The 26,812-nt window shown below is 72.3% G+C and carries 18 protein-coding genes, 1 pseudogene and 2 riboswitches; of the genes and pseudogenes, 11 read left to right on the top strand and 8 right to left on the bottom strand.

Features of this window, described 5'->3' with window-relative positions; translation table 11 throughout:
* Positions 1-1,045: ribonucleotide-diphosphate reductase subunit beta (locus ACFV6I_RS16705; protein WP_380425936.1), on the bottom strand; the 1,045-nt coding region annotated here is incomplete at its 3' end.
* Positions 1,042-3,471 (bottom strand): ribonucleoside-diphosphate reductase subunit alpha, encoded by a 2,430-nt coding sequence (locus ACFV6I_RS16700; RefSeq protein ID WP_380425942.1) that lies wholly within the window; start codon positions 3,469-3,471, stop codon positions 1,042-1,044. The genes ACFV6I_RS16705 and ACFV6I_RS16700, both read right to left, overlap by 4 nt.
* Before the next feature lie 191 nt (positions 3,472-3,662).
* Positions 3,663-3,805: riboswitch (cobalamin riboswitch) on the bottom strand.
* Positions 3,806-4,226: 421 nt separating this feature from the next.
* Between ACFV6I_RS16700 and ACFV6I_RS16695 the strand changes: the two genes are divergently transcribed.
* The 5 genes from ACFV6I_RS16695 (at position 4,227) to ACFV6I_RS16675 (ending at position 10,682) form a co-directional block, all read left to right on the top strand.
* Positions 4,227-5,240, top strand: coding sequence for a hypothetical protein (locus tag ACFV6I_RS16695; protein WP_380425934.1), 1,014 nt, complete (start codon positions 4,227-4,229; stop codon positions 5,238-5,240).
* A 140-nt stretch (positions 5,241-5,380) separates the two neighbouring features.
* Positions 5,381-6,835, top strand: coding sequence for a glycoside hydrolase family 26 protein (locus tag ACFV6I_RS16690; RefSeq protein ID WP_159398436.1), 1,455 nt, complete (start codon positions 5,381-5,383; stop codon positions 6,833-6,835).
* Between the two features lie 161 nt (positions 6,836-6,996).
* On the top strand, positions 6,997-7,884 hold the full coding sequence (locus tag ACFV6I_RS16685; RefSeq protein ID WP_380425932.1) for a hypothetical protein: 888 nt from the start codon (positions 6,997-6,999) through the stop codon (positions 7,882-7,884).
* A 134-nt stretch (positions 7,885-8,018) separates the two neighbouring features.
* Positions 8,019-9,470: a glycosyltransferase family 2 protein gene (locus ACFV6I_RS16680; protein ID WP_063347871.1), complete on the top strand. Its 1,452-nt coding sequence runs from the start codon at positions 8,019-8,021 to the stop codon at positions 9,468-9,470.
* 15 nt (positions 9,471-9,485) lie between these two features.
* Entirely contained in the window at positions 9,486-10,682 is a 1,197-nt protein-coding gene (locus ACFV6I_RS16675) for a glycoside hydrolase family 113 (protein ID WP_380379444.1), read from the top strand.
* 7 nt (positions 10,683-10,689) lie between these two features.
* Here ACFV6I_RS16675 and ACFV6I_RS16670 read toward each other — a convergent pair whose 3' ends face one another.
* Positions 10,690-12,858 carry an acyltransferase family protein gene (locus tag ACFV6I_RS16670; RefSeq protein WP_380425929.1) on the bottom strand — a complete coding sequence of 723 codons (2,169 nt, stop codon included), beginning with the start codon at positions 12,856-12,858 and terminating at the stop codon, positions 10,690-10,692.
* Between the two features lie 135 nt (positions 12,859-12,993).
* Positions 12,994-13,488 (bottom strand): GNAT family N-acetyltransferase, encoded by a 495-nt coding sequence (locus ACFV6I_RS16665; protein ID WP_380425928.1) that lies wholly within the window; start codon positions 13,486-13,488, stop codon positions 12,994-12,996.
* Between the two features lie 407 nt (positions 13,489-13,895).
* Here ACFV6I_RS16665 and ACFV6I_RS16660 point away from each other — a divergent pair, with 407 nt between their 5' ends.
* Complete coding sequence (locus tag ACFV6I_RS16660; protein ID WP_380379452.1) at positions 13,896-14,855, top strand: helix-turn-helix domain-containing protein; 960 nt, start codon at positions 13,896-13,898, stop codon at positions 14,853-14,855.
* 43 nt (positions 14,856-14,898) lie between these two features.
* On the opposite strand, the gene ACFV6I_RS16655 is transcribed toward ACFV6I_RS16660, so the two are convergent.
* From ACFV6I_RS16655 to ACFV6I_RS16645, 3 genes are all read right to left on the bottom strand, one after another.
* Positions 14,899-15,687, bottom strand: a complete 789-nt coding sequence (locus tag ACFV6I_RS16655) for a histidine phosphatase family protein (RefSeq protein WP_380342784.1) — start codon at positions 15,685-15,687, stop codon at positions 14,899-14,901.
* Between the two features lie 155 nt (positions 15,688-15,842).
* Positions 15,843-17,456, bottom strand: a complete 1,614-nt coding sequence (gene mctP, locus ACFV6I_RS16650; RefSeq protein ID WP_063347866.1) for a monocarboxylate uptake permease MctP — start codon at positions 17,454-17,456, stop codon at positions 15,843-15,845.
* The gene (locus tag ACFV6I_RS16645) at positions 17,453-17,719 is read right to left on the bottom strand and encodes a DUF3311 domain-containing protein (RefSeq protein ID WP_350879663.1); all 267 of its coding nucleotides are present in this window, start codon (positions 17,717-17,719) and stop codon (positions 17,453-17,455) included. The genes mctP and ACFV6I_RS16645 overlap by 4 nt, the downstream gene beginning before the upstream one ends.
* Positions 17,720-18,013: 294 nt before the next feature.
* Between ACFV6I_RS16645 and mfd the strand changes: the two are divergent.
* Both mfd and ACFV6I_RS16635 read left to right on the top strand, forming a co-directional pair.
* Positions 18,014-20,635: pseudogene (gene mfd / locus ACFV6I_RS16640) on the top strand (transcription-repair coupling factor); the annotation flags it as partial.
* A gap of 74 nt (positions 20,636-20,709) precedes the next feature.
* The gene (locus tag ACFV6I_RS16635) at positions 20,710-21,738 is read left to right on the top strand and encodes a MazG family protein (protein WP_380425926.1); all 1,029 of its coding nucleotides are present in this window, start codon (positions 20,710-20,712) and stop codon (positions 21,736-21,738) included.
* Between the two features lie 17 nt (positions 21,739-21,755).
* On the opposite strand, the gene ACFV6I_RS16630 is transcribed toward ACFV6I_RS16635, so the two are convergent.
* A complete protein-coding gene (locus tag ACFV6I_RS16630) occupies positions 21,756-22,181 on the bottom strand; it encodes an SDR family NAD(P)-dependent oxidoreductase (RefSeq protein ID WP_063348037.1) in 426 nt (141 codons plus the stop codon).
* Positions 22,182-22,456: 275 nt separating this feature from the next.
* Here ACFV6I_RS16630 and ACFV6I_RS16625 point away from each other — a divergent pair, with 275 nt between their 5' ends.
* The 3 genes from ACFV6I_RS16625 to eno all read left to right on the top strand — a co-directional run bounded on the left by ACFV6I_RS16625 (position 22,457) and on the right by eno (position 26,604).
* Positions 22,457-23,749 (top strand): cytochrome P450, encoded by a 1,293-nt coding sequence (locus tag ACFV6I_RS16625; protein ID WP_380425924.1) that lies wholly within the window; start codon positions 22,457-22,459, stop codon positions 23,747-23,749.
* Positions 23,750-23,959: 210 nt separating this feature from the next.
* A riboswitch (cyclic di-AMP (ydaO/yuaA leader) is annotated at positions 23,960-24,127 on the top strand.
* 5 nt (positions 24,128-24,132) lie between these two features.
* A complete protein-coding gene (locus ACFV6I_RS16620; protein ID WP_380425922.1) occupies positions 24,133-25,050 on the top strand; it encodes a transglycosylase family protein in 918 nt (305 codons plus the stop codon).
* Between the two features lie 267 nt (positions 25,051-25,317).
* Positions 25,318-26,604, top strand: a complete 1,287-nt coding sequence (gene eno, locus ACFV6I_RS16615) for a phosphopyruvate hydratase (RefSeq protein WP_363588371.1) — start codon at positions 25,318-25,320, stop codon at positions 26,602-26,604.
* Positions 26,605-26,812 lie beyond the last annotated feature (208 nt).

Here is a 26,812-nt window from a genome sequence, read left to right as displayed (position 1 = left end):
CACACTTTGGTTTGTCTTTTTTCTTTATCAGTTTTCGGTTTCTGCCCACGCTCCCTCCCCCCGCGACCTGGTACGCGGAGACGCGGCGCTCGAAGAAGTTGGTCAGCTCCTGGACGTTCTGGAGCTCCATGAAGCCGAACGGGTTGGTGGACCCGTAGCGGATCGGCAGGCCCAGGCGGGCGAGGCGCTGGTCGGCCACAGCCTCCAGGTACTGGCGCATGGAGTCGGTGTTCATGCCGGCGAGGCCGTCGCCGCACAGGTCCTGGGCGAACTGGAGCTCGGCCTCGACGGCCTCTTCCAGCATCTCCGTGACCTGCTTGGCCATCTCGTCGTCGAAGAGGTCGGGCTCCTCCTCGCGGACCGTGTCGACGACCGACATCGCGAAGTCCATGTGCATGGACTCGTCGCGGAACACCCAGTTGGTGCCGGTGGCCAGGCCGTGCAGCAGGCCGCGCGAGCGGAACCAGTACACGTACGCGAACGCGCCGTAGAAGAACAGGCCCTCGACGCACGCCGCGAAGCAGATCAGGTTCAGGAGGAACGCGCGGCGGTCCTCCTTGGTCTGCAGCGAGTCGATGTGGTCGACGGCGTTCATGTACTTGAAGCAGAACTGCGCCTTCTGGCGGATGGAGGGGATGTTCTCCACCGCGGCGAAGGCCGCGTTGCGGTCCTCGGGGTCGGGCAGGTAGGTGTCGAGCAGCGTCAGGTAGAACTGGACGTGCACGGCCTCCTCGAACAGCTGGCGCGACAGGTACAGCCGCGCCTCCGGGGAGTTGATGTGCTTGTAGAGGCTCAGCACCACGTTGTTGGAGACGATCGAGTCCCCGGTGGCGAAGAAGGCGACCAGGCGGCCGATGAGGTGGCGCTCGCCCTCGCTGAGCTTGGCCAGGTCGGCGACGTCGGAGTGCAGGTCCACCTCCTCGACGGTCCAGGTGTTCTTGATCGCGTCCCGGTACCGGTCGTAGAACGACGGGTAGCGCATCGGGCGCAGGGTCAGCTCGAAGCCGGGGTCGAGCAGCATCTTCTCGCGGTCGGGGGTGCTCACTGGCAGGCCTCGCAGGACTCGGGGTTCTCCAGGGAGCAGGCCAGCGCGGCCTCCTCCTCCGGGGTGAGGGTCGGGGTGTTCACCGGCACGGGCGCGGACGCGGACGCGGACGCGGGCGCGGCGGCGCGGGCGGCACCGGAGGCGGCCTGGGCGATCCGGGTCGCCGGGCGCGAGCGCAGGTAGTAGGTGGTCTTGAGACCGACCTTCCACGCGTAGGCGTACATCGAGCTGAGCTTGCCGATGGTCGGCGCCGCCATGAACAGGTTCAGCGACTGGCTCTGGTCGAGGTACGGCATGCGGGCCGCGGCCAGGTCGATCAGCGCGCGCTGGGGCAGCTCCCAGGCGGTGCGGTAGAGCGAGCGGACCTCGGCGGGCAGCCAGCCCAGCTCCTGGACGGAGCCGTTGGCCTCGCGCAGGGCGTCGCGGGTCTGCTGGTCCCAGACGCCGAGCTCCTTGAGCTCGCGCACCAGGTACGGGTTGACCTGGAGGAACTCGCCGGACAGCGTCTCGCGCTTGAACAGGTTGGAGACCTGCGGCTCGATGCACTCGTAGACGCCGGCGATGGACGCGATGGTCGCGGTCGGCGCGATGGCCAGCAGCAGCGAGTTGCGCAGGCCGGTCTCGGCGATGCGGGCGCGCAGCGCGGTCCAGCGGTCGGCCCACTGCGGGGCGGCCGTCGGGAAGTGGTCGATGTGCAGTTCGCCGCGGGCGGCGCGGGTCTCGCCGTAGGCCTCGTGGCGGCCCAGCTGCTCGGCCAGGTCGGCGGAGCGCTCGTACGCGGTGAGCATGATGCGCTCGGCGATGAGGGTGGAGAGCCGCGCGGCCTCGGCGGAGTCGAAGTCGATCCGCAGCTTGAAGAAGACGTCCTGGAGGCCCATCACGCCGAGGCCGACCGGGCGCCAGCGGGAGTTGGAGGTGCCGGCCTCGGTGGTCGGGTAGAAGTTGATGTCCACCACGCGGTCGAGGAACGTCACGGCGGTGCGGACGGTGGCGTCGAGGCGCTCCCAGTCCATGGCGCCGAGCAGGTCGTCGACGGAGGCCCCGGGGGCGACGTGGGCGCCGAGGTTGACCGAGCCGAGGTTGCAGACGGCGGTCTCGGAGTCGTCCGTGACCTCCAGGATCTCGGTGCACAGGTTCGAGGAGTGCACCGTGCGGCCGGGCAGCGCGGTCTGGTTGGCGGCGCGGTTGGAGGCGTCCTTGAAGGTCATCCAGCCGTTGCCGGTCTGCGCCAGGGTGCGCATCATCCGGGCGTACAGGGTCTGCGCGGGGATGGTGCGCACGGCCTTGCCGGCCAGCTCGGCCTTGCGGTAGGCCTCGTCGAAGTCGGAGCCCCACAGGTCGACGAGCTCGGGCACGTCGGCGGGGGAGAACAGCGACCAGTCCTCGTTGGCGTTGACCCGGCGCATGAACTCGTCCGGGATCCAGTGCGCCAGGTTGAGGTTGTGGGTGCGCCGCGCCTCCTCGCCGGTGTTGTCGCGGAGCTCCAGGAACTCCTCGATGTCGGCGTGCCAGGTCTCCAGGTAGACGCAGGCCGCGCCCTTGCGGCGGCCGCCCTGGTTGACGGCGGCGACCGAGGAGTCGAGGGTGCGCAGGAACGGGACGATGCCGTTGGACTTGCCGTTGGTGCCGCGGATCAGGCTGCCGCGCGAGCGGATGCGCGAGTAGGACAGGCCGATGCCGCCGGCGTGCTTGGACAGCCGGGCGATCTGCGCGTAGCGGTTGTAGATCGAGTCCAGGTTGTCCAGCGGGGAGTCGAGCAGGTAGCAGCTCGACATCTGCGGGTGCCGGGTGCCGGAGTTGAACAGGGTCGGCGAGGAGGTCAGGTACTCCAGCCGGCTCATCAGGCCGTACAGCTCGGCGACCTCGCGCACGGACTGCTCGCTGTCGCCGACCGCCAGGCCGCAGGCGACGCGGAGCAGGAAGTGCTGCGGGGTCTCGATGACCTTGCGGGTGATCGGGTGGCGCAGCAGGTAGCGGGACTGCACGGTGCGCAGGCCGAAGTACTCGAAGCGGTCGTCGCCGTGCGCGTCGATCAGCGCGTCCAGGGCGGCGGCGTGCTTGGCGACGAAGGCGGCGGTGGTGTCACCGATCAGGCCCTCGTCGTGGCCGACGGCGATCGAGGCGGCGAAGGAGCGCGAGCCCTGGCTGTTCGCCTCGTCGACGATCTCCAGGGCGAGCAGCCGGGCGGCCAGCTTCGAGTACTGGGGGTCCTCGGCGATCATCGACGCGGCGGCGTCCACGGCCAGCCCGCGCAGCTCGGCGAAGTCCGAGCCGGCGTGGCGGCCGCGCAGCGCGGCGGCGGCGACATGGCCGGGGTCCACCTGGGGGAGATCGACGCTGCGGTCGGTGAGCAGCCGAAGAAGCGCGCCGCCGGGGTCGGAGACCGTCGGGTCGGTGGGGGCGGGGCCGGTGCCCTGGGCGGGCAGGGTGGCTGAGGCAGCGGTGGTCAAGGCGCTCTCTCCTGGCGGCGATCGGCGGCGGTGATCGGGGGGTACCGGGCCGTTCGGGGCAGGGGAGCACGGCACGTACGCAGAAAGCGTCGCGCGACAGTGGCGTCCCCGGCCCGCCCGCGAGGCCCGGAAGGTAGTTCTCGTGCTGGCGCGGCCTCTGCGGGAGGGCCCGTGCGCACACCGTCGGCAGGTACTCGGACTCGCGGTGCGGCTGCTGGAGCCGCCCGCTCACCGCTGCGGGGCAGTCCCGGATTCGCACCGGGTTCCCCTGCATCGACAGCAGGATTGAGCATACATCTTGTGGTGTCTCTCTGATGCGACCCCACATGTAGTACGGCGCGGTGTGTCGGCGCGATAACCGGGGGTGCTGGGAGGGGGCGGGTCGTGGCCTTGGGGCGCCTCGGATCCGGGCTCCCGGGGCCCTGGTTCCGGGCTCCGGCGTCCTGGTTTCGATACGGAACGGTCACCGGGCGGACCGGCTGGCGGGGGCATGCCCTACGATCTGGGCGCATGAGCGAGCGAAGCGCCGAGGGGCGCGTTTCGCGAAGCGATCATCGAGCGAAGCGAGGGGGCGCGTGAGCGACGGAACTGGCGCACCCGGGCAGGGTCCGCAGGGAACGCCTCCCACCGGGCCGGGGGACGCGCACGGTCAGCAGCCGCCGGTGGTGCCCGGTCCGGTGTTGCCGCCGAGCGGGGGCTTCGGGCCGCCGCCGGCCTCGTACGGACCTCCGGTGCCGCCCGCGCAGCCGGTGGCGCAGCCCGGTCCGCCGGGGCAGCCTCCGCTGCCGCAGCCGGGCCAACCGGGGCAGCAGCTGCCGCCGCAGTGGCAGCCGAACCCCCAGCCGCATCCCCAAGGGCACCCGCAGGCGCACCCGCAGCCGTACCCGCAGCCCCAGGCGCCGCAGCGCGCCGAGCCGAACTGGCAGGCGCTGGCGGACCGCAACGCGGCGGACGACAAGCGCCGCCGCCGGTTGCGGGCCCTCGGCGTGGCGGTCGCGGTCGTCCTGGTCGGCGGCCTGGTCGCGGGCGGGACGGTGCTGCTGACGAAGGGCGACGGCGACAAGCCGCCCACCGGGCCGACCGCCTCGGCCTCCAACCGGCCGTCCTCCGCCGCGCCGAGTGCCGCACCGAGTGCCGCCCAGAGCGCCGCGCCAAGTGCCGCCGGCACCCCGGGCGGCGCGCCGGACGACCCGTCGAAGCCGATCTGGGAGGCCGCCACCGACCCGGCACCACAGGACGCGGGGGCGCTGTTCTCCGCACTCCAGGTGACGGTCAACGGCGCCACCTGGAACCGGACCTTCGTCTCGCTGGACTCGCCCTGCTGGGACGGGAACTCGACGACCGGCGGGCTCGGCAAGGTCCTCGGTGACCAGGGCTGCCAGAAGGTGCTCCGGGCGACCTACGTCTCCGGCGACAGCGCGGTGACCGTCGGCGTCGCGGTCTTCGACCACAAGATCCAGGCCGAGACCTCGATGAAGAGTTACACCGGCCACCTCAAGGGCGCCGTCGCGCCGGGCGCGCCGGCCTTCTGCGCCACGCCGGGCTGCACCAACACGCACAACACCCTGGGCCGGTACGCCTACTTCACGGTCGAGGGCTCGGCGAAGGGCGGCGACACCGCTGACGCCGCCGCCACCGCGGCGGCCGCCGGCTTCGGCGAGCACGTGAAGGGCCAGCTGCTCCAGCGCGCCAAGGCCGCGTCCGCGGCCGCGCCGGGTGCGCCGGGGGCCGCCGCGGCCGGCTGATCCGCCGTGACACTCCGGCCCCGGCGGGTTCGCTCGCCGGGGCCGGGGGAGTGTGGCAGGCTCTCGGGGCAGTCATTCGCACGAGTGTTCCGGTTGTGTCCGCCTGGGCCGGTGCCGGCGAGCAACCGGAGGAGCGGTCCGTGGCCCTGCCCAGAGCCCTGCGCGGCAAGCCCGCCGTCCTGGCCGCGGCCGGGGTCGTGGTGGCCGCGGGCGCCGTGGCGCTGTTGCAGCGTGACGGCCGGGCCGACGGCGAACAGCCCGCCCGCGTCCCGGTGGCGGTCGGTTTCTCCGGCCGCACCCTGCCGCCGGAGGTCGGCCGGGACCTGCTCGCCCGGGACCCGCAGGCCTCGCCGAACGCCCGGGCCGTCCAGCAGCTGCTCGCCGACCTGGAGGGGCAGGCCCGCACCGGGCAGAGCGGCGGGACGGTGATCGGCCAGCACGTCGAGGCGCACAACGAGCGCAACAACCCCGAGTACGGCGACTACCGCGGCACCAAGCAGGTCGGCTACTACTACAAGAAGGCCGCCGACCTCACCGGCAAGCTGCCCGGCTTCGTTGAGACCGACCTCGGCCCCGGCTACGGCCAGACCGGCTGGGGCGTCGGCGACCCGCGCTCCTACTCGGCCGGCCGGTGGCCCACCTGCCGGGCCGGCTGGCAGTACACCGACGACGCCGTCGACCTGCTCTCCGCCGTCTGGTCCGGCCACCCGCGCGCCGACGACGGCAGCTACGGCACGGCCGGCGTCCAGCACAACTGCGACGGCACCACCACCGAACTGCCCGACAACGGCGGGGGGCCGGCCGGGATCGTCGGCATGTCCTTCCACCAGCCCTACCCCGGTTCGGACGTCAAGTCCTTCGAGCAGGTGCTCTGTTCGAACTCCCCGGCCGCCAAGGACAAGGGCTGGTTCGGCCGGGTCGTCGACAGTGCGCACGACACCCCCGAGTACCGCGCGCTGATGACCGACCTGTCCTACCTGGCCGACCACCTGGAGTACCTGGCCGCCCACGACGTGCCGGTGCTGCTGCGCCCGTACCACGAGATGAACGTGCAGGACTGCGCCCGCAGGTTCTGGTGGTCGGGCCAGAAGCCGGCCGACTACCAGGCGCTGTGGCGGATCACCTACCGCTACCTGGTGGAGACCAGGGGCCTGCACAACCTGCTGTTCGTCTGGACGCCGGTGTCCTGGGACGGAGCCCCCGGCGCGGACCCGTGGGACTACTACCCGGGCTCCCAGTACGTCGACGTGGTCGGGGTGGACGACTACAGCGGCAGCCCCGCGCACCCGATCGGCACCGGCGAGGTGTGGACCAAGCGGTACTACGACGGGCTCGCGGCCTACGGCAAGCCGCGGATCCTGGCCGAGTCCTTCGCCGTCCCGGTCAACTCCCGCCAGCCGGACACGCTGCGGCGCACGCCCTGGACGATCTGGACGGTCTGGGGGCAGTCGCTCACCTCGGACAACCTGACGCCGGACCAGCCGCGCAACTCCGGCGCGGACGTCAACGCCACCTACCACAGCCCGCTGGCGCTCACCGGCGGCGCAGGCCCGTTCGGCGCGAACGTCGACTGGGGCGGCCTGCACGTCCGTTGAGCCGCCCCGTGCGTCCGCCGAGCCGGTCGCCGCGAGGTGTGCTACACCACTGAATTCCGTTGAACGGCCGGAATACCGTGTCCGTTGTGCCGTGTGGCATCCTGTGGCGGCGAAGCCGAGGGGCTGACGCCGGGACGGGCCCGGCGGGGCGGGGGTGCGGGATGGGACAGGCGCGTGCGATGCGCGCGGCCGGCGGCATCGCCGTCGGCTGGGGCGTGGTGCTGCTCGGCTGGGCGGCGTACAACTGCTTCGGCCAGGTCGGGTTCGCGACCTACGTCAAAGGCATCTTCTACTACGGCGGCACCTCGGTGGACGCCGAGACCGGCAGCCTCAACTACGGCCTGATCTACCTGGTTTCGGGAATCCTGCTGCTGCGCGGGCGCACCTGGGCGCTCGGGGTGGCGGCCGGCGTCGCACTGGTCGAGGGGTACAACCGGGTGCGCAGCCTGACCGGCGCACTCCTGGACAAGCCGCAGCGGGAGTGGTTCACCAGCACCACCGAGGGCGGCCTCAAGCTCGCGACCTTCGCGCTCGGCGTGGTCGTCACCGCGGCGCTGATCCTGCTGCTGGCCCGGCTGAAGTGGCGGGAGCGGGGGGCGTCGGAAGCCGCCGCGGCGTCGGGCGGACAGCTGCACTGGTCGCTGCTGCAGACGATCCCGGCCGAGCCGGCCCCGGGCCCGCAGCCGTTCCAGCAGCAGCAGCCGTTCCAGCACCAGCCCGCCTGGCCGCAGCAACAGCAGCAACAGCCGCCGCAGCCGCAGGCCGCCTGGCCACCGCAGCCGCCGTTCCAGCAGCAGCCGCAGCCCGCGTGGCCGCAGCAGCCCCCGGCGCCGCAGTCGCAGCCCGCCGCCTGGCCGCAGCCGGCGCCGGCCCAGCCGTCGCAGCCGGTGCCGTACGCGCAGCAGCCCACCCAGCCGGCCCCGCACCCGTCGACGCTCGCCCAGCAGCCGTGGCCCGCCGCGCCGCCGGTGACGCCCGGTCCGGTCGCCCCCGGCCCGGTCGCGCCCCCGGCCGACCGCCCGCCGACGGACCGCCCGCCGCAGGCCTGAACCTCCGCCGCAGCCCCGAACCTCCGCAGCCCCGAACCGCCGCGGGCCTGGACCGCCGCAACCCCGGACCGCCCACGAACGACCCGGCTCCCGCAGGGGATCGGCCCGCCAGCAGACGAGGAGCGACTTTCGCCATGCCATCGACAGCCCCCGCACGGACGGTGCTCACCACGTCCCGCGAGGCCGCCCGGCTCGCCGAGCGACAGATGTCGTGGAAGCCCCGGGTCCTCCCGTTCTACTTCTCCTTCACGGTCATCTTCGCCTTCTCGGTCTGGGCCTACGTGCCCAACCCCACCCCGCTCGGCTGGACGATCACCATCCTGTGGGGGATGCCGGTGTTCGGCGTCCTGATCGGCTTCCAGGGTGTGCTGATGGTCCGCCGCCGGCTGCGCCAGGTGAGCCGGATGACGCCGGCCGTGCCGGTCGAGGACGACTTCCTGATCGTGCTGGTGCCGACCATCGGCCGCCACGACACCTATCCGGCGCTGGAGCGCTCGGTGCTCTCGTACGTCGAGCACCTGCCGGCCTACTTCCCGTGGATGCGGGTGGACGTCCTCACCGAGGAGGGCTGCGCGGCCGCCGAGAAGATCGACGGGCTGGCCGCCCGCAACCCGCTGATCCGGGTGGTGACCGTGCCGAAGGCCTACGAGACGGCCAACGGCACCAAGTTCAAGGCCCGTGCCAACCACTACTCGCACGAGCTGCGGATCGAGGAGGGCGAGGCCGAGGACGACGTCTGGGTGCTGCACATGGACGACGACACCGGCGTCGGCCCGGACACCGCCGCCGCCGTCGCGCAGTTCGTCAACCGGCAGCGCCGGGCCGGGGACGACGCCAAGCACATGGCGCAGGGCATCCTGACGTACCCGCGGGAGAACGCCGTCTCCACCTTCACCTGGCTCGCCGACGCGATCCGCCCGGCCGACGACATCGCCCGCTTCCGCGCGATGACCGGCACCGGCACCCCGATCGCCGGCGTGCACGGCGAACTGCTCCTGATGCGCTCCTCGGTGGAGGCCACCATCGGCTGGGACTTCGGCCCGAAGACCATCGTCGAGGACGCCCAGATGGCGCTGAACTTCTGCCAGCGCTACCCGGGCCGCAGCGACTGGTTCAACGGGCGCTGCTACGGCGCCTCGCCGGCCGGGGTCAAGGACTTCCTCAAGCAGCGCGAGCGCTGGGCCTGGGGCCTGGTCGCGCTCTGCTTCAACAGGACGATCCCGTTGCGGTACCGGCTGTTCATCGGGATGGGCATGGTCAGCTGGGTGCTCGGCCCGCTCCAGCACGTCGGCCTGGTGCTGCTGGTCGCCTGGTTCACCGGCACCTGGAACACCTCCCCGGTCACCCAGTCCGTGGTGCTGGTCTGGTCGATCAACTTCGCTTACGTCATCTGGACGTACTGGGAGGGCCTGCGCCTGAACGTCGTCGCCTCGGCGAACCACCGGCGCAAGTGGTGGGAGCCGATCGTCGTGGTGGCGGCCATCCCGCTGTTCTCGTTCCTGGAGGGCTGGGGCGGCCTGCGCGGGCTGATCAAGTTCCTCAAGGGCGAGGAGAACAAGTTCGTCGTCATCGCCAAGCCGGCCTGATCGGAGGTCACCGCTGTGAAGCGCCCCGTCATCTTCATCCTGCCGACCGTGGTGGTCGCCATCACCGTCGGCGTCCCGGTGGTCTGGGGGGACCACCCGCTCAAGTTCGTCCACCAGCGCCCGACCGCCGTGCACTGGGCCGGCTCCGCGACCGAGCAGGGCCGGGTCTGGGGCTTCGGCAAGGACGCGCCGCCGGCCGAGGACACCGGCCCCAAGGTGGCCCGCCCGTGGGCCGAGGGCAGCCCCGAGTGGGGCGTGCAGGTGTACTGGCTGGACGATCCGGCGGACCCGGACAACTTCGTCCAGGGCAAGGTCGACCGCATCGTCAAGTACGTGGTCGGGCTGAACGCCAACTCCCTGTCGGTGACCTTCCCGTACTACACGACGGGCACCAGGTCGAACGCCGTCGCCGCCCGGCCGACCACCCCCACCCCGGAGCGGCTGGCCCTGCTGCTGGACGCCGCCCACCGGGCGGGCCTGCGCACCACCATCCGTCCGATCATGGACGAGGACGTCTTCGACTACCTCAACACCCTCAAGTGGCGCGGCAACATCGCGCCGACCGACCGGGACGCCTGGTTCGCCAGCTACGCCGCCTTCCTGACGCCCTACCTGAAGACCGCCCAGGAGCACTCCGCGGCCGAGGTCACCATCGGCACCGAGTTCAACTCGCTGGAGGGCGACCCGCGGTGGCCCGGTCTCATCGACCAGGCGCGGAAGACCTTCCACGGCGAGCTGGTGTACGACGCGAACTTCGACAACTGGTCCAAGGGCCCGATAGCGGTCCCGGCGGACGGCACGGGCGTGGACGCCTACCCGCCGGCCAAGTCGGCCGGTGACGACGCCCCGGTCGCCGACCTGAAGGCCAGCTGGAACGCCTGGCTCGACAAGCGCGGCAGCGGTCCGCAGCCGACCACCAAGCTCACCGAGGTGGGCATCCCGGCGCAGAAGGGTGCCTACAAGACGCCCGGCGAGTACTACAAGAAGACCGAGCTGAACGAGGCCGTCCAGGCGACCTGGTTCACCGCGGTCTGCCAGGTGGCGCAGGAGCGCAAGCTGCGCGGGCTGTACTTCTGGTCGCTGTACTTCGGCATCGACCCGAACCTGCCGACCAACAAGGACACCCCGCGGATGGACTACGCCGGGCGCCCGGCCTCCGAGCAGGCGATCCGCGACTGCTTCGCGCAGACCTACGAACTGCCGCCGTCCTAGGCTCCGGCTAGGGCGTGGCCCGGCCGGGCTTGGCCGAACTCGGTTGGCCCGTCGGCTTGGTGGCCGCCGGCGTAGGGGTCAGTGCGGATGTGGGCGTCGGTGTCGAGGTCGGAGTCGGGGCGGCCGTGGGCGGCCCCGACGGCGGCCCGGTCATTCCGTCCGCGATCTGCTGCTCCAGCCACGGCGTCACGAACCGCATGCCGGCCGGAGTGAGGTGCACCCCGTCGTTGGCGGGGGTGACCCAGTGGCCGTCGCGGTCCTTCCACGCGCAGGTCTCGTACGGGCAGAAGAAGGTGTTGAGGTCGACCAGCCGGACGGCGCCGGCGGTGGCCTTCACGTAGGCGGCGACCTGCTGGTCGTAGCAGGTGCCCCAGCCCTTGTTGATGGCGCCGTTCTCGACCCGTTCGTTCATCAGCAGCACCCGGGCGCCGGGCGCGCGGCGACGGACCTGGTCCACGGCCTGGGTGAGCTGGGCGGTGTAGCGGCTCTTGTAGTCCTCCTCGCAGGGGCTGAGCCAGCTGCCGTCGAGGTACTGCTCGGCGGCGTCCCAGCCGAGGTGGATCACGACGGCCTGCGGGGCGGCGCCGGCGAGCTGCCGGTCCCACGCGGCGGCCCGGTCGCGGCACTCCCGGCTGGTGTCGAACTCCTCGCCGGAGGTGGTGCGGACCTTGTCCGGGTCGAACACGCCGCAGCCGCTGATCCCGCCGTCGACCACCCGGTAGCGGTCGCCGTGCCGGTAGAGGCCGGTGGCGAGGTCCTGGGCGAAGGAGTCGCCGAGGACGAGGACCGCGGGCTTGCCGCTCGGCCCGGACCGCATGTCGTACTGGACCCAGGCGGGCAGGTACCAGGCGCCGGTGGTGGCCACCGCCGTGGCGACGGCCAGCAGCGGGACGGCCGGGAAGGCCCGCCAGCGCAGCACCCGCAGCTTCTCGGTGCCGGTGTGCATCAGCCAGGCCAGCACCCAGGAGAGCGGTGCGCCGATGGCGAGCAGCAGTTGCGGCGAGATGTCGTCGACGTAGTGCTGGAGCAGCCAGTACACCGGCAGGTGGAGCAGGTAGAGGCTGTAGGAGATGGTGCCGGTGAGCCGCAGCGGGGGCAGCGACAGCAGCCGGACCAGCGGGCCCCGGTCGTGGCAGAGCGAGGCGGCCAGGACGGCGGCCAGCGCCGCGACCACGGCCAGCCCGCCCTGGTAGAGCAGCGGCTCGTGGTAGCCGCTGACGGACAGGCTGGCCCAGACCAGGCCGCCGAGGGCCGCGGTCCCGAGCAGGGCGGGCGCCAGGACAGGACCTAGGGTGCCGGCCGCCGCGGAGCGGTCGAGCAGGCGCCGCCGGGAGCGGGTGGCACCGTCGTCGTCGGGGGCCGCCGCGCGGACCTGGCGGCGCAGCCGCAGGTAGACCGCGAAGGCGGCGGTGGCGCCGGCCGCGAAGCCGACCGCGCGGGTCTCGGTGCCGAGGTAGAGGCGGTCGCTGTTGTCGCCGTTCCACATCAGCGGGGCGACGAGCGCGGCGACGACGAACAGCCCGGCGGTGACGACGCCGGTCGCGCGCAGCGAGCGGCGGCAGAGGCCGAAGACCGCGAGCAGCAGCAGCGGCCAGAGCGCGTAGAACTGCTCGGTGATGCTGAGCGACCACATGGCCGCGAGCGGGTCGATGGAGGCGAAGTGCTGCCAGTAGGCGTCGCCGCGGGCCAGTTGGGCCCAGTTGGCGACCTGGCCGAGCGCGGCGAGCGCCTGCGGGCGGAGGTCCTTGACGTCCCGCAGCGGGCTGACCAGTGCGGACAGCGCGACGACGAGGAGGACGGTGGCGAGCAGCCCGGGCAGCAGCCGCTTGGCCCGGCGGCGGTAGAAGACGCCGAGCCGGATGCCGTCGGTGCGGTCCAGTTCACGGATCAGCACCAGGGTCACCAGGAAGCCGGAGAGGACGAAGAAGACGTCCACGCCGAACAGGCCGTTCTGGAACCAGTTGGTGTGGTAGAGCAGGACGGAGGCGATGGCGAGGCCGCGCAGCCCGTCGACCGCCGGGAAGCGGACGGAGGGCGGCAGCGGCCCGCGCGGCCGGGGCGTCGGTGCGGGGATCGCGTAGCGGCTGGTGGCCGGGGGCTCGATGCCCCGGGACGTGCGCATGTCCTGGAGCGTGGGGCCGCTCGCGGGCGTGCCGAGGCCGGGCCCGTCGTCCATGTGGTGCGTCCCCCCGGGATCGGTCGGCTGCCGCGACGTGGCATCAGACGTGATCTGTGGTTTATATCAAAAGACGTCCGTTGATCGTCTGTCGGTCACCGGGGAGGAGGAGGGCCGACGACGCCCCGGCCTGGCTCAGAATGCCAGGCTGTAGACCATCAGGTCCATGCCCGGGTACGGGGACCAGTCGCGCTCGGGGGTGCGGCGGAAGCCGGTGCGCTCGTAGACGCGGTGGGCGGCGGTCATCTGCGGGCGGGTGGAGAACGCCATGCCGTCCAGGCCGAGTGCGCGGCTGCGGGCGATGGTGGTGCGGACCAGGGCCTCGCCGACGCCCCGGCCGCGGGCGGCCGCGGCGGTGGCGAGCATCCGGATCTCGCCTTCTCGGGGGCTGGCGATGTCGGCCCACTCGGTGCCGCCGACGGCGTAGGTCACGCAGCCGAGGACCCGTCCTTCGGCCTGGTCGACCGCGACCAGGAGTTCGGCCTCCCGGGCCCGGCGGGCGGCGTCGCGCAGGAGCTCGACGTAGCTGCTCTCGGGCGAGGTGTGGCCGTCGCCGACGAAGGCCTCGACGGTGATGCGGCCGGCGTCGTCGAGGTCCTCCGGAAGGGCCTGGCGGATGAGGATGTCCATCCCGTCAGTGTGCCGGAGCCGTCCGGGGTGATGATCTCCGGGGTGGCCCGGACCGGGAGGGTGGCCGGGTCGGCGGAGGGGCGCAGCGAGGCGGCGGGCATGGTGCCGTACAGCCGGTCCAGGCGTTCCGGGCCGGCCGGGTAGCCGCCCGGGCGGTGCCAGTTGTCGCGGCCGGTGGCGGCGCCGCGGGCGACCTCCCGGCCGATCAGGGTGCCGAGCAGGCCGAAGCCTCCGACGGCCCCGACCAGGGCGATTGCGCTTGCGAGAGTGCCGGTGTCCATGGCTCCACTCTGGTCGGGCGGGGCGGCGGCCACGAGTGGCAGGAATGACTGATCTCATCGAAAAACTGCCACCCGGGCCTGCCCCGGCCTTCCGTCGCCGGTGCTGGCCGGGGCATCCTGGGCGGCATGCTGAAGAACGTGGTCGCGGTGGTGCTGGAGGAGATCCACCCCTTCGAGCTCGGTGTCGCCTGTGAGGTCTTCGGCCTCGACCGCACGGCCGACGGCCTGCCCGGGTACGACTTCGCGATCGCCGGCGCCCGCCCCGGGCCGCACACGACGCACTCCGGGTTCGCGGTGGACGTCCCGCACGGCCCCGAGCGGCTGGCCGGGGCCGACCTGGTGGTGGTCACCGCGACGACGATCCGCCCGGAGTACCCGGAGCCGCTGCTGGCGGGGCTGCGCTCGGTGGTGGCGGACGGTGGTCGGGTGCTGTCGATCTGCAGCGGCGCCTTCGTGCTCGGCGCCGCCGGGCTGCTGGACGACCGCCGCTCCACCACCCACTGGCGGCACAGCGAGGACCTGGCCCGGCGCTTCCCGCGGACCGCCGTCGAGCCGGACGTGCTGTACGTGGACGACGACCCGGTGATCACCTCGGCCGGGACGGCCGCCGGCATCGACGCCTGCCTGCACCTGGTGCGCAAGGCGCAGGGCGCCGAGGTGGCCCGGGGGATCGCCCGCCGGATGGTGGTGGCGCCGCACCGGGAGGGCGGGCAGGCCCAGTTCGTGAGCCGCCCGCTGCCCGGCGGCGACGGCGACTCGCTGGCGCCGCTGCTCGACTGGATGCGCCACCACCTGGACCGGGACTGCACCGTCGAGCAGTTGGCCGCCAGGGTCCACATGTCCCCGCGCACCTTCGCCCGCCGCTTCCAGCAGGAGACCGGCACCACGCCGCACCGCTGGCTGACCGGGCAGCGGGTGCTGCTCGCCCAGCGGCTGCTGGAGTCCACCGCCGAACCGGTGGACGCGATCGCCGCCCGCTGCGGCTTCGGCAACGCGGCCGCGCTGCGGCACCACTTCGGGCGCCGGCTGGGGACCACGCCGCTGGCCTACCGGCGCTGCTTCGCCGGCCCGGACGACGAGGCGTGACCGGACGAGCAGGCGTGACCGGACGAGGGCTCGTGACCGGCGGTCAGTTCTCCAGGGCGAGGTGGTCGACGCTGTTCCAGCGGTCCGGGTGCAGCCGCCCGTCCTGGGCGCGCCACAGGCTGGTGGAACAGTTGCGCACGGGCGCGAGCGCGGTGAGCCGTTCCTCGGTGAGCCGCTCCAGCACGTAGCGCAGCATCAGCACCGTGCAGTCGTGCGCGACCAGCAGGACGGGCCGCCCGGCCTCCTCCTCGCAGAGGTCCCGCAGCAGGCTGCGCACCCGCAGCGCGACGTCGGCCCAGGACTCGCCGCCGGGCGGCCGGTAGTACAGCTCGCCCATCTTGCGCCGCCGGGCGGACTCCTCCGGGTGTTTGGCCTCGATCGCGGCCCGGGTCAGCATCTCCAGGACGCCCAGCTCGCGGTCGCGCAGCCGCTCGTCGTGGCGCACGGCGAGGGTGACCGGGACGGCGCCGAGCCCGGCGGCCTGGGCGAGCGCGATCCGGGCGGTCTCGGTGGTGCGCACGTACGGCGAGCACCAGACGCTGCGCGGGCGGTCGGCGCTGGGCAGGGCGGCCCACCAGCGGCCGAGCGCCTGGGCCTGCTGCTGGCCGTGCAGCGACAGCGGGATGTCGGCGTCCCGGCAGCTGATCGGGACGCTGAGCGCGCCGGCGGCCTCGGCCAGCTGGAACTCGACGTTGGCGGTGGACTCGCCGTGCCGGGTGGCGATCAGCACGGACGGCAGCCGGGTGGCCGACGCCGGGCGGTGGGTGGTGAGGTGGTGCGGGCTCTGGGTGGACTGGTGCTGGCCGTTGAGGGTGGTGCCGAGTTCTGCCATGGCCGCGTGCTCCCCGTGGGTCGATCAGTTGCCGGCCGGTCGCCGGTCCGGTCTGGTGGTGCCCTGCGAAGGCGGCTGTTCATACATATGATCGCGCCGCCTTCTCCAGTGTTCACGGAGAGGGCGGCGCGATCACAGGGCGCGTGCGGCGCGAATCAGTGCGCCGCTACGGGCTCCGGCGCGTTCTTCGGCTCCTCGTCGCCGGCCTCGGCGCTGTAGTCGGCGGGCCTGGTCTCGTCCGGGCCGTCGGGCGCCTTGACGGCGCGCAGCACCAGGGTGAGCGCCACCGCGACGATCAGGTTGAGCGCGAAGGCGGTCAGGCCGATGTAGCCGATCTCGCCGATGCCGGGGATAGCGGCCGCGTTGCCGCCGAAGTGCTTGGTGGCGGGGCTCGCGATGCCGTAGGCCTTCCAGGTGCCGTAGGCCATGCCGGCCGCCCAGCCGGCGAACAGCGCCCAGTGGTGGAACCAGCGGGTGAACAGGCCGCCGACGATCGCCACGAAGGTCTGCAGGATCCACAGGCCGCCGAGCAGCTGGAGGTTGATCGCGGCCTGCTTGTCCATGCCGAGCACGAAGACCAGCGCGCCGACCTTCACCAGCAGCGAGACCAGCTTGGCGATCCGGGTCTCGTCCGCCGGGGTGGCGGCGGGCTTCAGCCACTCCTTGTAGACGTTGCGGGTGAACAGGTTGGCCGCCGCGATCGACATGATGGCGGCCGGCACCAGCGCGCCGATCCCGATCGCCGCGAAGGCCACGCCGGTGAACCAGTCCGGGAACATGTCGGCGAACAGCTGCGGCACGGACAGCTGGGCATTGAACTTCTTGTCGCCCTTGCCGACGCCCGCCGCGATGGCCATGAAGCCGAGCAGCGCCAGCAGGCCCAGCATCAGCGAGTACGCGGGCATGATCGCCATGTTGCGGCGCACCGTGCCGCGGGACTTGGAGGCCAGCACGCCGGTCACCGAGTGCGGGTACATGAACAGCGCCATCGCCGAGCCCAGCGCCAGCGTCGCGTACGTCCACTGCTTGTCGCCCGGGAGGGTCAGCGAGCCGGGGGACTTGGGGGCGCTGAACTTGTGCGCGGCCGCGTCGAAGATGTGCCCGTAGCCGCCGAGCCGGATCGGGATGTAGATCACCGCGACGATGATCACGATGTAGATCAGGGCGTCCTTGACGAAGGCGATCAGCGCCGGGGCGCGCAGCCCGGAGGAGTAGGTGTACGCGGCCAGCACGCCGAAGGCGAGGAACAGCGGCAGGTCCTTGACGAACCAGTTGGCGTTCTCGCCGCCGCCGACGCCCAGCACGTCCAGCACCGCCTGGATGCCGACGAGTTGGAGCGCGATGTACGGCATGGTGGCCAGGATCCCGGTCAGCGCGACGACCAGGGAGAGCGGCCGCGAGCCGTACCGGCCGCGGACGAAGTCGGCCGGGGTGACGTACCCGTGCACCCGGGAGACCGACCAGAGCCGGGGCAGGAAGAGGAAGACCAGCGGGTAGGCGACGATCGTGTACGGCACCGCGAAGAAGCCCGCCGCACCGGTCGCGTAGACCGCCGCCGGGACGGCGACGAAGGTGTACGCGGTGTAGAGGTCGCCGCCGAGCAGGAACCAGGTGACCCAGGTCCCGAAGCTGCGGCCGCCCAGGCCCCACTCGTCCAGGTGCGCCGCGTCGTCCGCGCGGCGCCAGCGGGAGGCGAGGAATCCCATCACGGTGACCAGGGCGAAGAACAGCACGAAGACGGTGAGGGCCGTGACGTTGACGTGGCTCATCGCGCGCCACCCGCCTTCCGCGCCGCCTTGCGGGCCTTCTCGTCCCGGTTGATCAGCAGGTACGCGGCCACGGTGAACACCGCAGACACCGGCACCCAGAGCAGCTGGTACCAGTAGAAGAACGGCACCCCGCCGACGCCCGGGTCGGTCTTGTCGTACGAGGACACCCACAGCATCGCGACGATCGGCACGAGCAGGGCGAGCCCGGCCAGCACCCGTTCGGGGGTCACCGCGGGCACCCGGTCCCCGGGTGGCTCGGGCATGACAGGTTCGACGGTATCGGGATCAGACGGCATCTTCGGCTCCGCTCCGGAGGGTTCTCCCCGTCGGCGCCGCAGCCCGCGGGGCACCGCACGCCCCCGCGAACCCGCCGAGCAGCACCATCGGTGATCGACAGTCAGTACGGCTGCGCAATCTAGGGCATGGAGTGATCCATGTCACCGGGGTCGGCGCAACTTCCCGCCATCCGGACGGCTACCGGTCGTATTCGACCGGTACTGCCCCTCCCGTGACGCGAACGGGCCCCGGCGCGCGCGGGGGGCGCCCCCCCGGGGCCGGGGGGGCACCGCCCGATCGACCTGGAGACCATCGACGTCTCCGCCGCCTCGCTGCGCTCGCTCGCCGAGGTGCGCGAGCACGCCGCCGAGATCGGCCTGCCCTGGTGGTCGGTCAGCCCGTTCGCGACCAGCGAGTCCACCGTGGACGAGGTGCTTGCCCGCGGCGGAGCCGCTGGCTGGCACGGCGACGCCAACACGCTCACCCTCGGCATGCACGCCGTCGAGGCCTACCGGGGCGACACCGCCCGGGCGATCGCCGACGCCAAGGAGCGGCTGGCCGCCGACTGGCGGGTCGTGATGGTGACGGAGGGCCACGGGCCCGCCTCCCGGCTCGCCGAGGTGCTCGGCAACGAGGGCATCCCGGCCCGGCTGGTCGCCGACCTCGCCGAGGCGCCCACCCGGGACGTCGTCTACGTCTCCTGCGGCTCGATCGAGCACGGCTTCGTCGACGAGGCCCTGAAACTCACGGTCATCACCGAGACCGACCTGTCCGGCCAGAAGTCCTCCACCAAGGACATGCGCCGGATGCCGTCCCGGCGCCGCAACGCGATCGACCCGCTGGCCCTGGCCGCCGGCGACTACGTCGTCCACGAGGCGCACGGCGTCGGCCGGTACGTCGAGATGGTGCAGCGCACCGTCCAGGGCGCCACCCGCGAGTACCTGGTGCTGGAGTACGCCCCGGCCAAGCGCGGCCACCCCGGCGACCGGCTGTTCGTGCCGACCGACCAGCTCGACCAGGTCACCAAGTACGTCGGCGGCGAGGCCCCGACGCTGCACCGGCTCGGCGGCGCGGACTGGGCGAAGACCAAGCAGCGGGCCAAGAAGGCGGTCAAGGAGATCGCCGCCGACCTGATCAAGCTGTACTCGGCCCGGATGGCCGCCCCCGGCCACACCTTCGGCCCGGACACCCCCTGGCAGCGCGAGCTGGAGGACGCCTTCCCGTACGCGGAGACGCCGGACCAGCTGACCACCATCGCCGAGGTCAAGTCCGACATGGAGAAGTCCGTCCCGATGGACCGGCTGATCTGCGGCGACGTCGGCTACGGCAAGACCGAGATCGCGGTGCGCGCCGCGTTCAAGGCGGTGCAGGACGGCAAGCAGGTGGCGGTGCTGGTGCCGACCACGCTGCTGGTGCAGCAGCACTTCTCCACCTTCGCCGAGCGGTACGCCAACTTCCCGGTGTCGGTGAAGGCGCTCTCCCGGTTCCAGAGCGACAGCGAGGCCAAGGCCGTGCTGGAGGGCCTGTTCGAGGGCTCGGTGGACGTCGTCATCGGCACCCACCGGCTGTTCTCCTCCGAGACCAGGTTCAAGGACCTCGGACTGGTCATCGTCGACGAGGAGCAGCGCTTCGGCGTCGAGCACAAGGAGCAGCTGAAGAAGCTGCGCGCCAACGTCGACGTGCTCACCATGTCCGCGACGCCGATCCCGCGCACCCTGGAGATGGCCGTCACCGGCATCCGCGAGATGTCCACCATCACCACCCCGCCGGAGGAGCGGCACCCGGTGCTGACCTTCGTCGGCCCCTACGACGAGAAGCAGATCTCGGCCGCGATCCGTCGCGAACTCCTGCGCGAGGGCCAGGTGTTCTACATCCACAACCGGGTGGAGTCGATCGACAAGGCGGCCGCCCGGCTCAAGGACCTCGTCCCCGAGGCGCGGATCGCCACCGCGCACGGGCAGATGGGGGAGAACCAGCTGGAGAAGGTCGTCGTCGACTTCTGGGAGAAGGAGTTCGACGTCCTGGTGTCGACCACGATCGTGGAGTCCGGCATCGACATCTCCAACGCCAACACCCTGATCGTCGAGCGCGGGGACACCTTCGGCCTCTCCCAGCTGCACCAGCTGCGCGGCCGGGTCGGCCGGGGCCGCGAGCGCGGCTACGCGTACATGCTGTACCCGCCGGAGAAGCCGCTCACCGAGACCGCGCACGAGCGCCTGGCCACCATCGCCCAGCACACCGAGATGGGCGCCGGCATGTACGTGGCGATGAAGGACCTGGAGATCCGCGGCGCCGGCAACCTGCTCGGCGGCGAGCAGTCCGGGCACATCGCGGGCGTCGGCTTCGACCTCTACATGCGGATGGTCGGCGAGGCGGTGGCCGAGTTCCGCGAGTCGCTGGCGAACGGCGGCGAGCCGGAGGAGGAGCCGCTGGAGGTGAAGATCGAGCTGCCGGTCGACGCGCACGTGCCGCACGACTACGCGCCCGGCGAGCGGCTGCGGCTGCAGGCGTACCGCTCGATCGCGGCGGTCAACTCGGAGGCGGACATCCAGCAGGTCCGGGACGAGCTCGTCGACCGCTACGGCAAGCTGCCCGAGCCGGTGGAGAACCTGCTGCTGGTCGCGGCGCTGCGGCTGTACGCCCGGCGGTGCGGCATCGCGGACATCACCCTCCAGGGGGCCAACGTCCGGTTCGGGCCGGTGGAGCTGCGGGAGTCCCAGCAGCTGCGGCTGAACCGGCTCTACCCGCGCAGCCAGGTCAAGGCGGCCGCCCAGCAGCTGCTGGTGCCGCGGCCGAGCACCGGGCGGATCGGCGGCAAGCCGCTGGTCGGGCGGGATCTGCTGGGCTGGTGCAGCGAGTTCCTGTCGGCGATGTTCGACGACCTGGCGGGGTCGAAGAAGTAGCCCCCGCCCGCCCCACCGTCCGCCCCGTTCCCGCCTCGTCCCCGCCCCGGGCGGGCGGCGGGTAGGTTCGGGGTGTGACGACGAATGTTCCGGACGCGAAGCTGATCCTGCTGACGACCACCCACCGGGTGGCCCCCGGATTGCTGGCGTGGCCGGCGTGGGAGGCACTGCGGTCGGCAGGACGGGTGCTGGCGGCGGACGCGGGGCATCCGCAGGTGGCGGCGGTGCGGCAGGCCGGGGTGGAGGTCGAGGTCGTGGCGGCGGTGGCGGCGCCGGCGCTGGCGCGGCTGCTGACCGGGCAGCCGGGCGGGGCGGGGCCGACGGTGTGGCTGGGCAGCCCGGACGGGGATCCGGGGCTGACGGACGCGCTGGCGCGGCTGGCGGTGGAGCACGCCGGTGAGGTGCCGGAGATCGAGGTGCTGCCGGGGTCGTACGACCTGCCGGGGGCGCGGCTGCTGGACCTGGTGTCGGTGATGGACCGGCTGCGCTCGCCGGGCGGTTGCCCGTGGGACGCCGAGCAGACGCACGAGAGCCTGGTGAAGTACCTGGTCGAGGAGGCGTACGAGCTGGTCGAGGCGATCGAGGAGGGGGACCGGGAGACGCTGCGCGAGGAGTTGGGCGACGTGCTGCTCCAGGTGTTCTTCCACTCCCGGATCGCCGAGGAGCACCCGGAGGAGGCGTTCTCGATCGACGACGTGGCCGGTGACATCGTCGAGAAGCTGATGTACCGGCACCCGCACGTGTTCGGGGACGTCGAGGCGGAGGGCGCCGCCGAGGTGGAGGCGAACTGGGAGCAGCTGAAGGCGGCCGAGAAGGCGGACCGGGAGTCGGTGCTGGACGGCGTGCCGGCCGGGCTGCCGTCGCTGGCGTACGCGGCGAAGCTGGTGTCTCGGGTGCGCCGGGCGGGCTTCGCGGGCGTGCCGGACGAGCCGTACGCGCTGCCGGCGGAGCTGACGGCGCAGTCGGCGGGCCGGCTGCTGCTGGCGGTGGCCCAGCGGGCGCACGACGCCGGGGTGGACGTGGACGCGGCGCTGCGCTCGGCCGCGCGCGGTTACCGGGACGCGGTGCGCGCGGCCGAGGGCCTCAAGCCGGTCGGCGAGTAGCGGGCCCGGGCGGGGCCTCAGGCGGCCGTGGCGGTGTTCTCGATCGGCCGCCGCTGCCGGGGGACGACTTCGCCGATGGCCTCGCCGACGAGGGCGAGGAGTTCGGCGAGGCGTTCGAGGTCGAGGCGGGCGGGCAGTTCGGCGAGGGAGACGATCCGCTCGCCGTCGGGGCCGGCGACGCAGAACAGGTCGATGGGGCCGAGGTGCTTCTCGGCGGTGTCGACGAGGGCGGCGATGTCGCTGGGGCGGCGGATGTCGCCGCCGACGCCGACGACGGGGCAGCCCGGCCGGTCGAGTTCGGTGGCGAGGTCCTCGGCGACGCCGGCCCGCTGGTCGGCGATCAGCACTCCGGCGGCTCCGGCGGCGGCGAACCGGCGGGCGAGCTCGGCTCCCGATCCGCCGTCGAGTACCGCGATGACGACGACTGACCCGCTGACCCGCATGGTCTGCTCCTCCCTGTGGGCGACACCGCACCGGCGCCCACGATTTCTGCGGAGGATCGTAGGCAGGTCCTGACCCTCCGCAACAGGGATTACCCCTCAGGTGACCAGGGTCACGCCCGCCGCCCGGCCAAGAGCTGTCCAAGAGCTGTCCACGGACCGTCCACGAGGCATCCACGGAGCGTTGGCGGGCCGTCCGCCGGGTGTCGACGATCCGGCCCCGCCGGTCGGGGTCGCCGGAGGCGGTGCGGCCCCGACCCACCGGATACGGTCGACGCATGCCAGTGCAGCCCGACCCAGCCGCCCCGCAGCTCTTCACCTGGGAGTTCGCCACCGATCCGTACCCCGCATACGCCTGGTTGCGCGAGCACGCCCCGGTGCACCGCACGACGCTGCCGAGCGGGGTGGAGGCCTGGTTGGTGACCCGCTACGCGGACGCGCGGCAGGCGCTGGCGGACAGCAGGCTGTCGAAGAACCCGGCGCACCACAGCGAGCAGGCGCACCGCACCGGGCGGGTGGGAATTCCGGGGGAGCGCCAGGCGGACTTGATGACGCATCTGCTGAACATCGACCCGCCGGACCACACCCGGCTGCGCCGGCTGGTGTCGAAGGCGTTCACGCCGCGCCGGGTGGCGGAGTTCGAGCCGCGGGTGCAGCAGCTCACGGACCGGCTGATCGACGGCTTCGCGCAGCGCGGTTCGGCGGACCTGATCCACGAGTTCGCGTTCCCGCTCCCCATCTACGCGATCTGCGACCTGCTGGGCGTGCCGGCCGAGGACCAGGACGACTTCCGGGACTGGGCCGGGATGATGATCCGGCACGGCGGCGGCCAACGCGGCGGCGTGGGGCGGGCGGTGAAGCGGATGCGGGCGTACCTGCTGGAGCTGATCCACCGCAAGCGGGCGGATCCGGGCGAGGACCTGATCTCGGGCCTGATCCGGGCGAGCGACCACGGCGAGCACCTGAACGAGAACGAGGCCGCCGCGATGGCGTTCATCCTCCTGTTCGCGGGGTTCGAGACGACCGTCAACCTGATCGGCAACGGCACGTACGCGCTGCTGCGCAACCCGGAGCAGCGCAGGCTGCTGCAGGAGTCGGTGGTGCGCGGCGAGACGGCGCTGCTGGACACCGGGATCGAGGAACTCCTGCGCTACGACGGGCCGGTGGAGATGGCGACGTGGCGCTTCGCGACGCGGCCGCTGTCGATCGGCGGGGTGGACATCCCGGTGGGCGATCCGGTGCTGGTGGTGCTGGCCGCGGCGGATCGCGATCCGGCCAGGTTCGCGGACGAGAACACCCTGGACCTGGCCCGCACGGACAATCCGCACCTGGGTTTCGGCCACGGGATCCACTACTGCATCGGCGCCCCGCTGGCCCGCCTGGAGGGGCGGAGCGCACTGACCACGCTGCTTTCCCGGCTGCCGGACCTGCGGCTCGCGGAAAACCCGGAGAACCTTCGCTGGCGGGGCGGCCTGATCATGCGTGGCCTGCGGGAACTCCCGGTCGAATTCACTCCGGAGGCCCGCTCTCCGCACGCGCCGGTCACGTCGGCCGACGCTCCGACACGCTGACGGCGCGTCTCCGGCGGGTCGTGGAGCCAGGTCTGAACCCGCATTAATCCGGACATACCGCCGCCGTTGGTAGGCGATTGACCACGCGCCGTAATTTGTGTGTGATATCGGTGATATGAGCTTGTTATTGGTCTGATGATCTGTCTACTCTCCCTGGAGTTCGCAGCTGCGGACCTCGTGCGCGGAACGCCGAATCCTGCCCGCCGCGTCACGGGAAACCGACCAGACCCTGGGCAGGGGCGGGGGAACCAGGTTTGTTGCCGTTCCCCAACGGCTTGGGGTGAAGCCGCCCGAGCGGAATCGTTTCCGCTTTCGGCGGCCGGGCCACCTCCCGGTCCGAACCCGACAGCTCACCTCGCAGGCGTGCGGAGAGGGACCTCGTCATGCTGTTCGTTGGAACTGGCCGCCACCGTCGTCGCACCCAGACCGAGAAGGCCATCGCCGTCGCCGGTGTGGCCGGCGTCGGACTCGCGATGCCGCTCCTCACCGCCACCGGCGCCTCCGCCGCCCCGGCCTCCACCTGGGACGCCGTCGCCCAGTGCGAGAGCGGCGGCAACTGGAGCATCAACACCGGCAACGGCTTCTCCGGCGGCCTGCAGTTCACGTCCAGCACCTGGAAGGCGTACGGCGGCACCTCCTACGCCCCGCAGGCCAACCAGGCCAGCAAGGCGCAGCAGATCTCGGTCGCCGAGAAGGTGCTGGCCTCGCAGGGCCCGGGCGCCTGGCCCGTCTGCTCCCAGAAGGCCGGTCTGAGCAAGGGCGGCGCCCCGGCCTCCGTGGACACCTCCACGGATGCCAAGCCCGCCAAGCAGCCCGCCGCCAAGCCGACCCAGCAGGCGCAGACCCCGAAGCCCGCCCAGCAGCCGGTCCAGCAGGCCGCCCCGAAGCCGGCCGCCCAGCAGCCCGTCCAGCAGGCCCCGCAGCAGACGCAGCCGCAGACCCAGGGCTTCTCCGGCAAGGCCGGCTGGGACGCCGACGCGAAGGTGTACTGGTACCAGAACAACGGCGCCTGGTACTGGACCAGCCACCAGAGCGTCTACCAGCAGTACGCGGGCCAGCCCGCCGCCCAGCCGCAGTACGCGCCCCGCGCCGCGCAGCCCGCACAGTCCGCCCCGGCCGCGCAGCCCGCCGCCGCGCAGGGCGGTCACGACTACACCGTCCGGGCCGGCGACACGCTGTCGACGATCGCCGCCGCCCAGGGCGTGTCCGGCGGCTGGCAGTCGGTGTACGACGGCAACCGCGGCACCGTCGGCGGCAACCCCAACCTGATCATGCCCGGCCAGGTGCTGCACCTCGGCTGAGCGGCCCGGGCCCTGAGCGGCCCGCGCCCTGCGGGCGAAGGGGGACGGGCGCCGTCCCCCTTCGCCCGCATTCCCCCGTATTCGCCCGCTTCGATCGGGCAAGCAGGTGAACTACTGGTGGGTAGCGGGGCCACACGCTGAGACGGGACCGAGGCCAGCGCGGCCCCGGGGGCCGGGGCGGTTAGGCTCTGGTCGTAACGACTCCGCAATCGTCCCGCCGGCAGCACCCAACGTCAGCCGGACCCTGCTTCCGCAAGGAGATGCCTCGTGCCGTCCATCGATGTCGTCGTAGCCCGTGAGATTCTCGACTCGCGTGGCAACCCCACGGTCGAGGTCGAGGTCGGCCTCGACGACGGCAGCACCGGTCGTGCCGCTGTCCCGTCGGGTGCCTCCACCGGCGCCTTCGAGGCGCTGGAGCTGCGCGACGGTGACAAGAACCGCTACTTCGGCAAGGGCGTGGAGAAGGCCGTCCTGGCCGTCATCGAGCAGATCGGCCCGGAGCTCGTCGGCTACGACGCCACCGAGCAGCGCCTGATCGACCAGGCCATGCTCGACCTGGACGCCACCCCGGACAAGTCCTCGCTCGGCGCCAACGCGATCCTGGGCGTCTCGCTGGCCGTGGCGCACGCCGCCTCCGAGGCCAGCGACCTGCCGCTGTTCCGCTACCTGGGCGGCCCGAACGCGCACGTGCTGCCCGTTCCGATGATGAACATCCTCAACGGCGGTTCGCACGCGGACTCCAACGTCGACATCCAGGAGTTCATGATCGCCCCGATCGGCGCGGAGTCCTTCTCCGAGGCCGTCCGCTGGGGCGTCGAGGTCTACCACACCCTCAAGGGCGTGCTGAAGGAGCGCGGCCTGTCCACCGGCCTCGGCGACGAGGGCGGCTTCGCGCCGAACCTGGACAGCAACCGCGAGGCCCTGGACCTCATCACCGAGGCCATCCAGAAGGCCGGCTACGTGCCCGGCCGCGACATCGCGCTCGCCCTGGACGTCGCCGCGTCCGAGTTCTACGAGGACGGCGCCTACCAGTTCGAGGGCAAGGCCATCTCCGCCGCCGAGCTCATCGAGTACTACGCCGAGCTGGTCGACGCCTACCCGCTGGTCTCCATCGAGGACCCGCTGGACGAGTCGGACTGGGACGGCTGGAAGGCCATGACCGTCAAGCTGGGCGACAAGGTCCAGCTGGTCGGCGACGACCTGTTCGTCACCAACCCGGCCCGCCTGGCCAGGGGCATCGAGACCGGCACCGCCAACGCGCTGCTGGTGAAGGTGAACCAGATCGGCTCGCTGACCGAGACCCTGGACGCCGTCGAGCTGGCCCAGCGCAACGGCTACCGCTGCATGATGTCGCACCGCTCCGGCGAGACCGAGGACGTCACCATCGCCGACCTGGCCGTCGCCACCAACTGCGGCCAGATCAAGACCGGCGCCCCGGCCCGCTCCGAGCGCGTCGCCAAGTACAACCAGCTGCTGCGCATCGAGGAGATCCTCGACGACGCCGCCGAGTACGCCGGCCGCGGCGCCTTCCCGCGTTTCCGTTCCGCGGAATAGCAAGCACAGCCGCTCCGCGGAGCAGCAAGCTCAGCCGCTCCTCGGAGCGGCGAGCACGGTCGCTCCGCCGACCGGTGAGCACGCCTGACCGGTGCCCCGCCGTTCACCCCGTAGGGGGGACGGGGGGGGCCCGGCGCGGCCCGGGGGGGGACGGGTGGTTGGAGGGGGGGTGTTCCCCGGCGTGGGGGGCCCGCCCCCGCTGAACAGC

This window comes from Kitasatospora sp. NPDC059803 (genome assembly GCF_042732255.1).
Taxonomy (GTDB): domain Bacteria; phylum Actinomycetota; class Actinomycetes; order Streptomycetales; family Streptomycetaceae; genus Kitasatospora.
This window is presented reverse-complemented; position numbering and strand designations above follow the sequence as displayed.

Coding starts and splice junctions, on each gene's coding strand:
- ACFV6I_RS16685 (WP_380425932.1), top strand. CDS start 6,997: ATGGGACAGGCGCGTGCGATGCGCGCGGCCGGCGGCATCGCCGTCGGC.
- ACFV6I_RS16680 (WP_063347871.1), top strand. CDS start 8,019: ATGCCATCGACAGCCCCCGCACGGACGGTGCTCACCACGTCCCGCGAG.
- ACFV6I_RS16670 (WP_380425929.1), bottom strand. CDS start 12,858: ATGGACGACGGGCCCGGCCTCGGCACGCCCGCGAGCGGCCCCACGCTC.
- ACFV6I_RS16665 (WP_380425928.1), bottom strand. CDS start 13,488: ATGGACATCCTCATCCGCCAGGCCCTTCCGGAGGACCTCGACGACGCC.
- ACFV6I_RS16660 (WP_380379452.1), top strand. CDS start 13,896: ATGCTGAAGAACGTGGTCGCGGTGGTGCTGGAGGAGATCCACCCCTTC.
- ACFV6I_RS16655 (WP_380342784.1), bottom strand. CDS start 15,687: ATGGCAGAACTCGGCACCACCCTCAACGGCCAGCACCAGTCCACCCAG.
- mctP (WP_063347866.1), bottom strand. CDS start 17,456: ATGAGCCACGTCAACGTCACGGCCCTCACCGTCTTCGTGCTGTTCTTC.
- ACFV6I_RS16645 (WP_350879663.1), bottom strand. CDS start 17,719: ATGCCCGAGCCACCCGGGGACCGGGTGCCCGCGGTGACCCCCGAACGG.
- ACFV6I_RS16630 (WP_063348037.1), bottom strand. CDS start 22,181: ATGCGGGTCAGCGGGTCAGTCGTCGTCATCGCGGTACTCGACGGCGGA.
- ACFV6I_RS16625 (WP_380425924.1), top strand. CDS start 22,457: ATGCCAGTGCAGCCCGACCCAGCCGCCCCGCAGCTCTTCACCTGGGAG.
- ACFV6I_RS16620 (WP_380425922.1), top strand. CDS start 24,133: ATGCTGTTCGTTGGAACTGGCCGCCACCGTCGTCGCACCCAGACCGAG.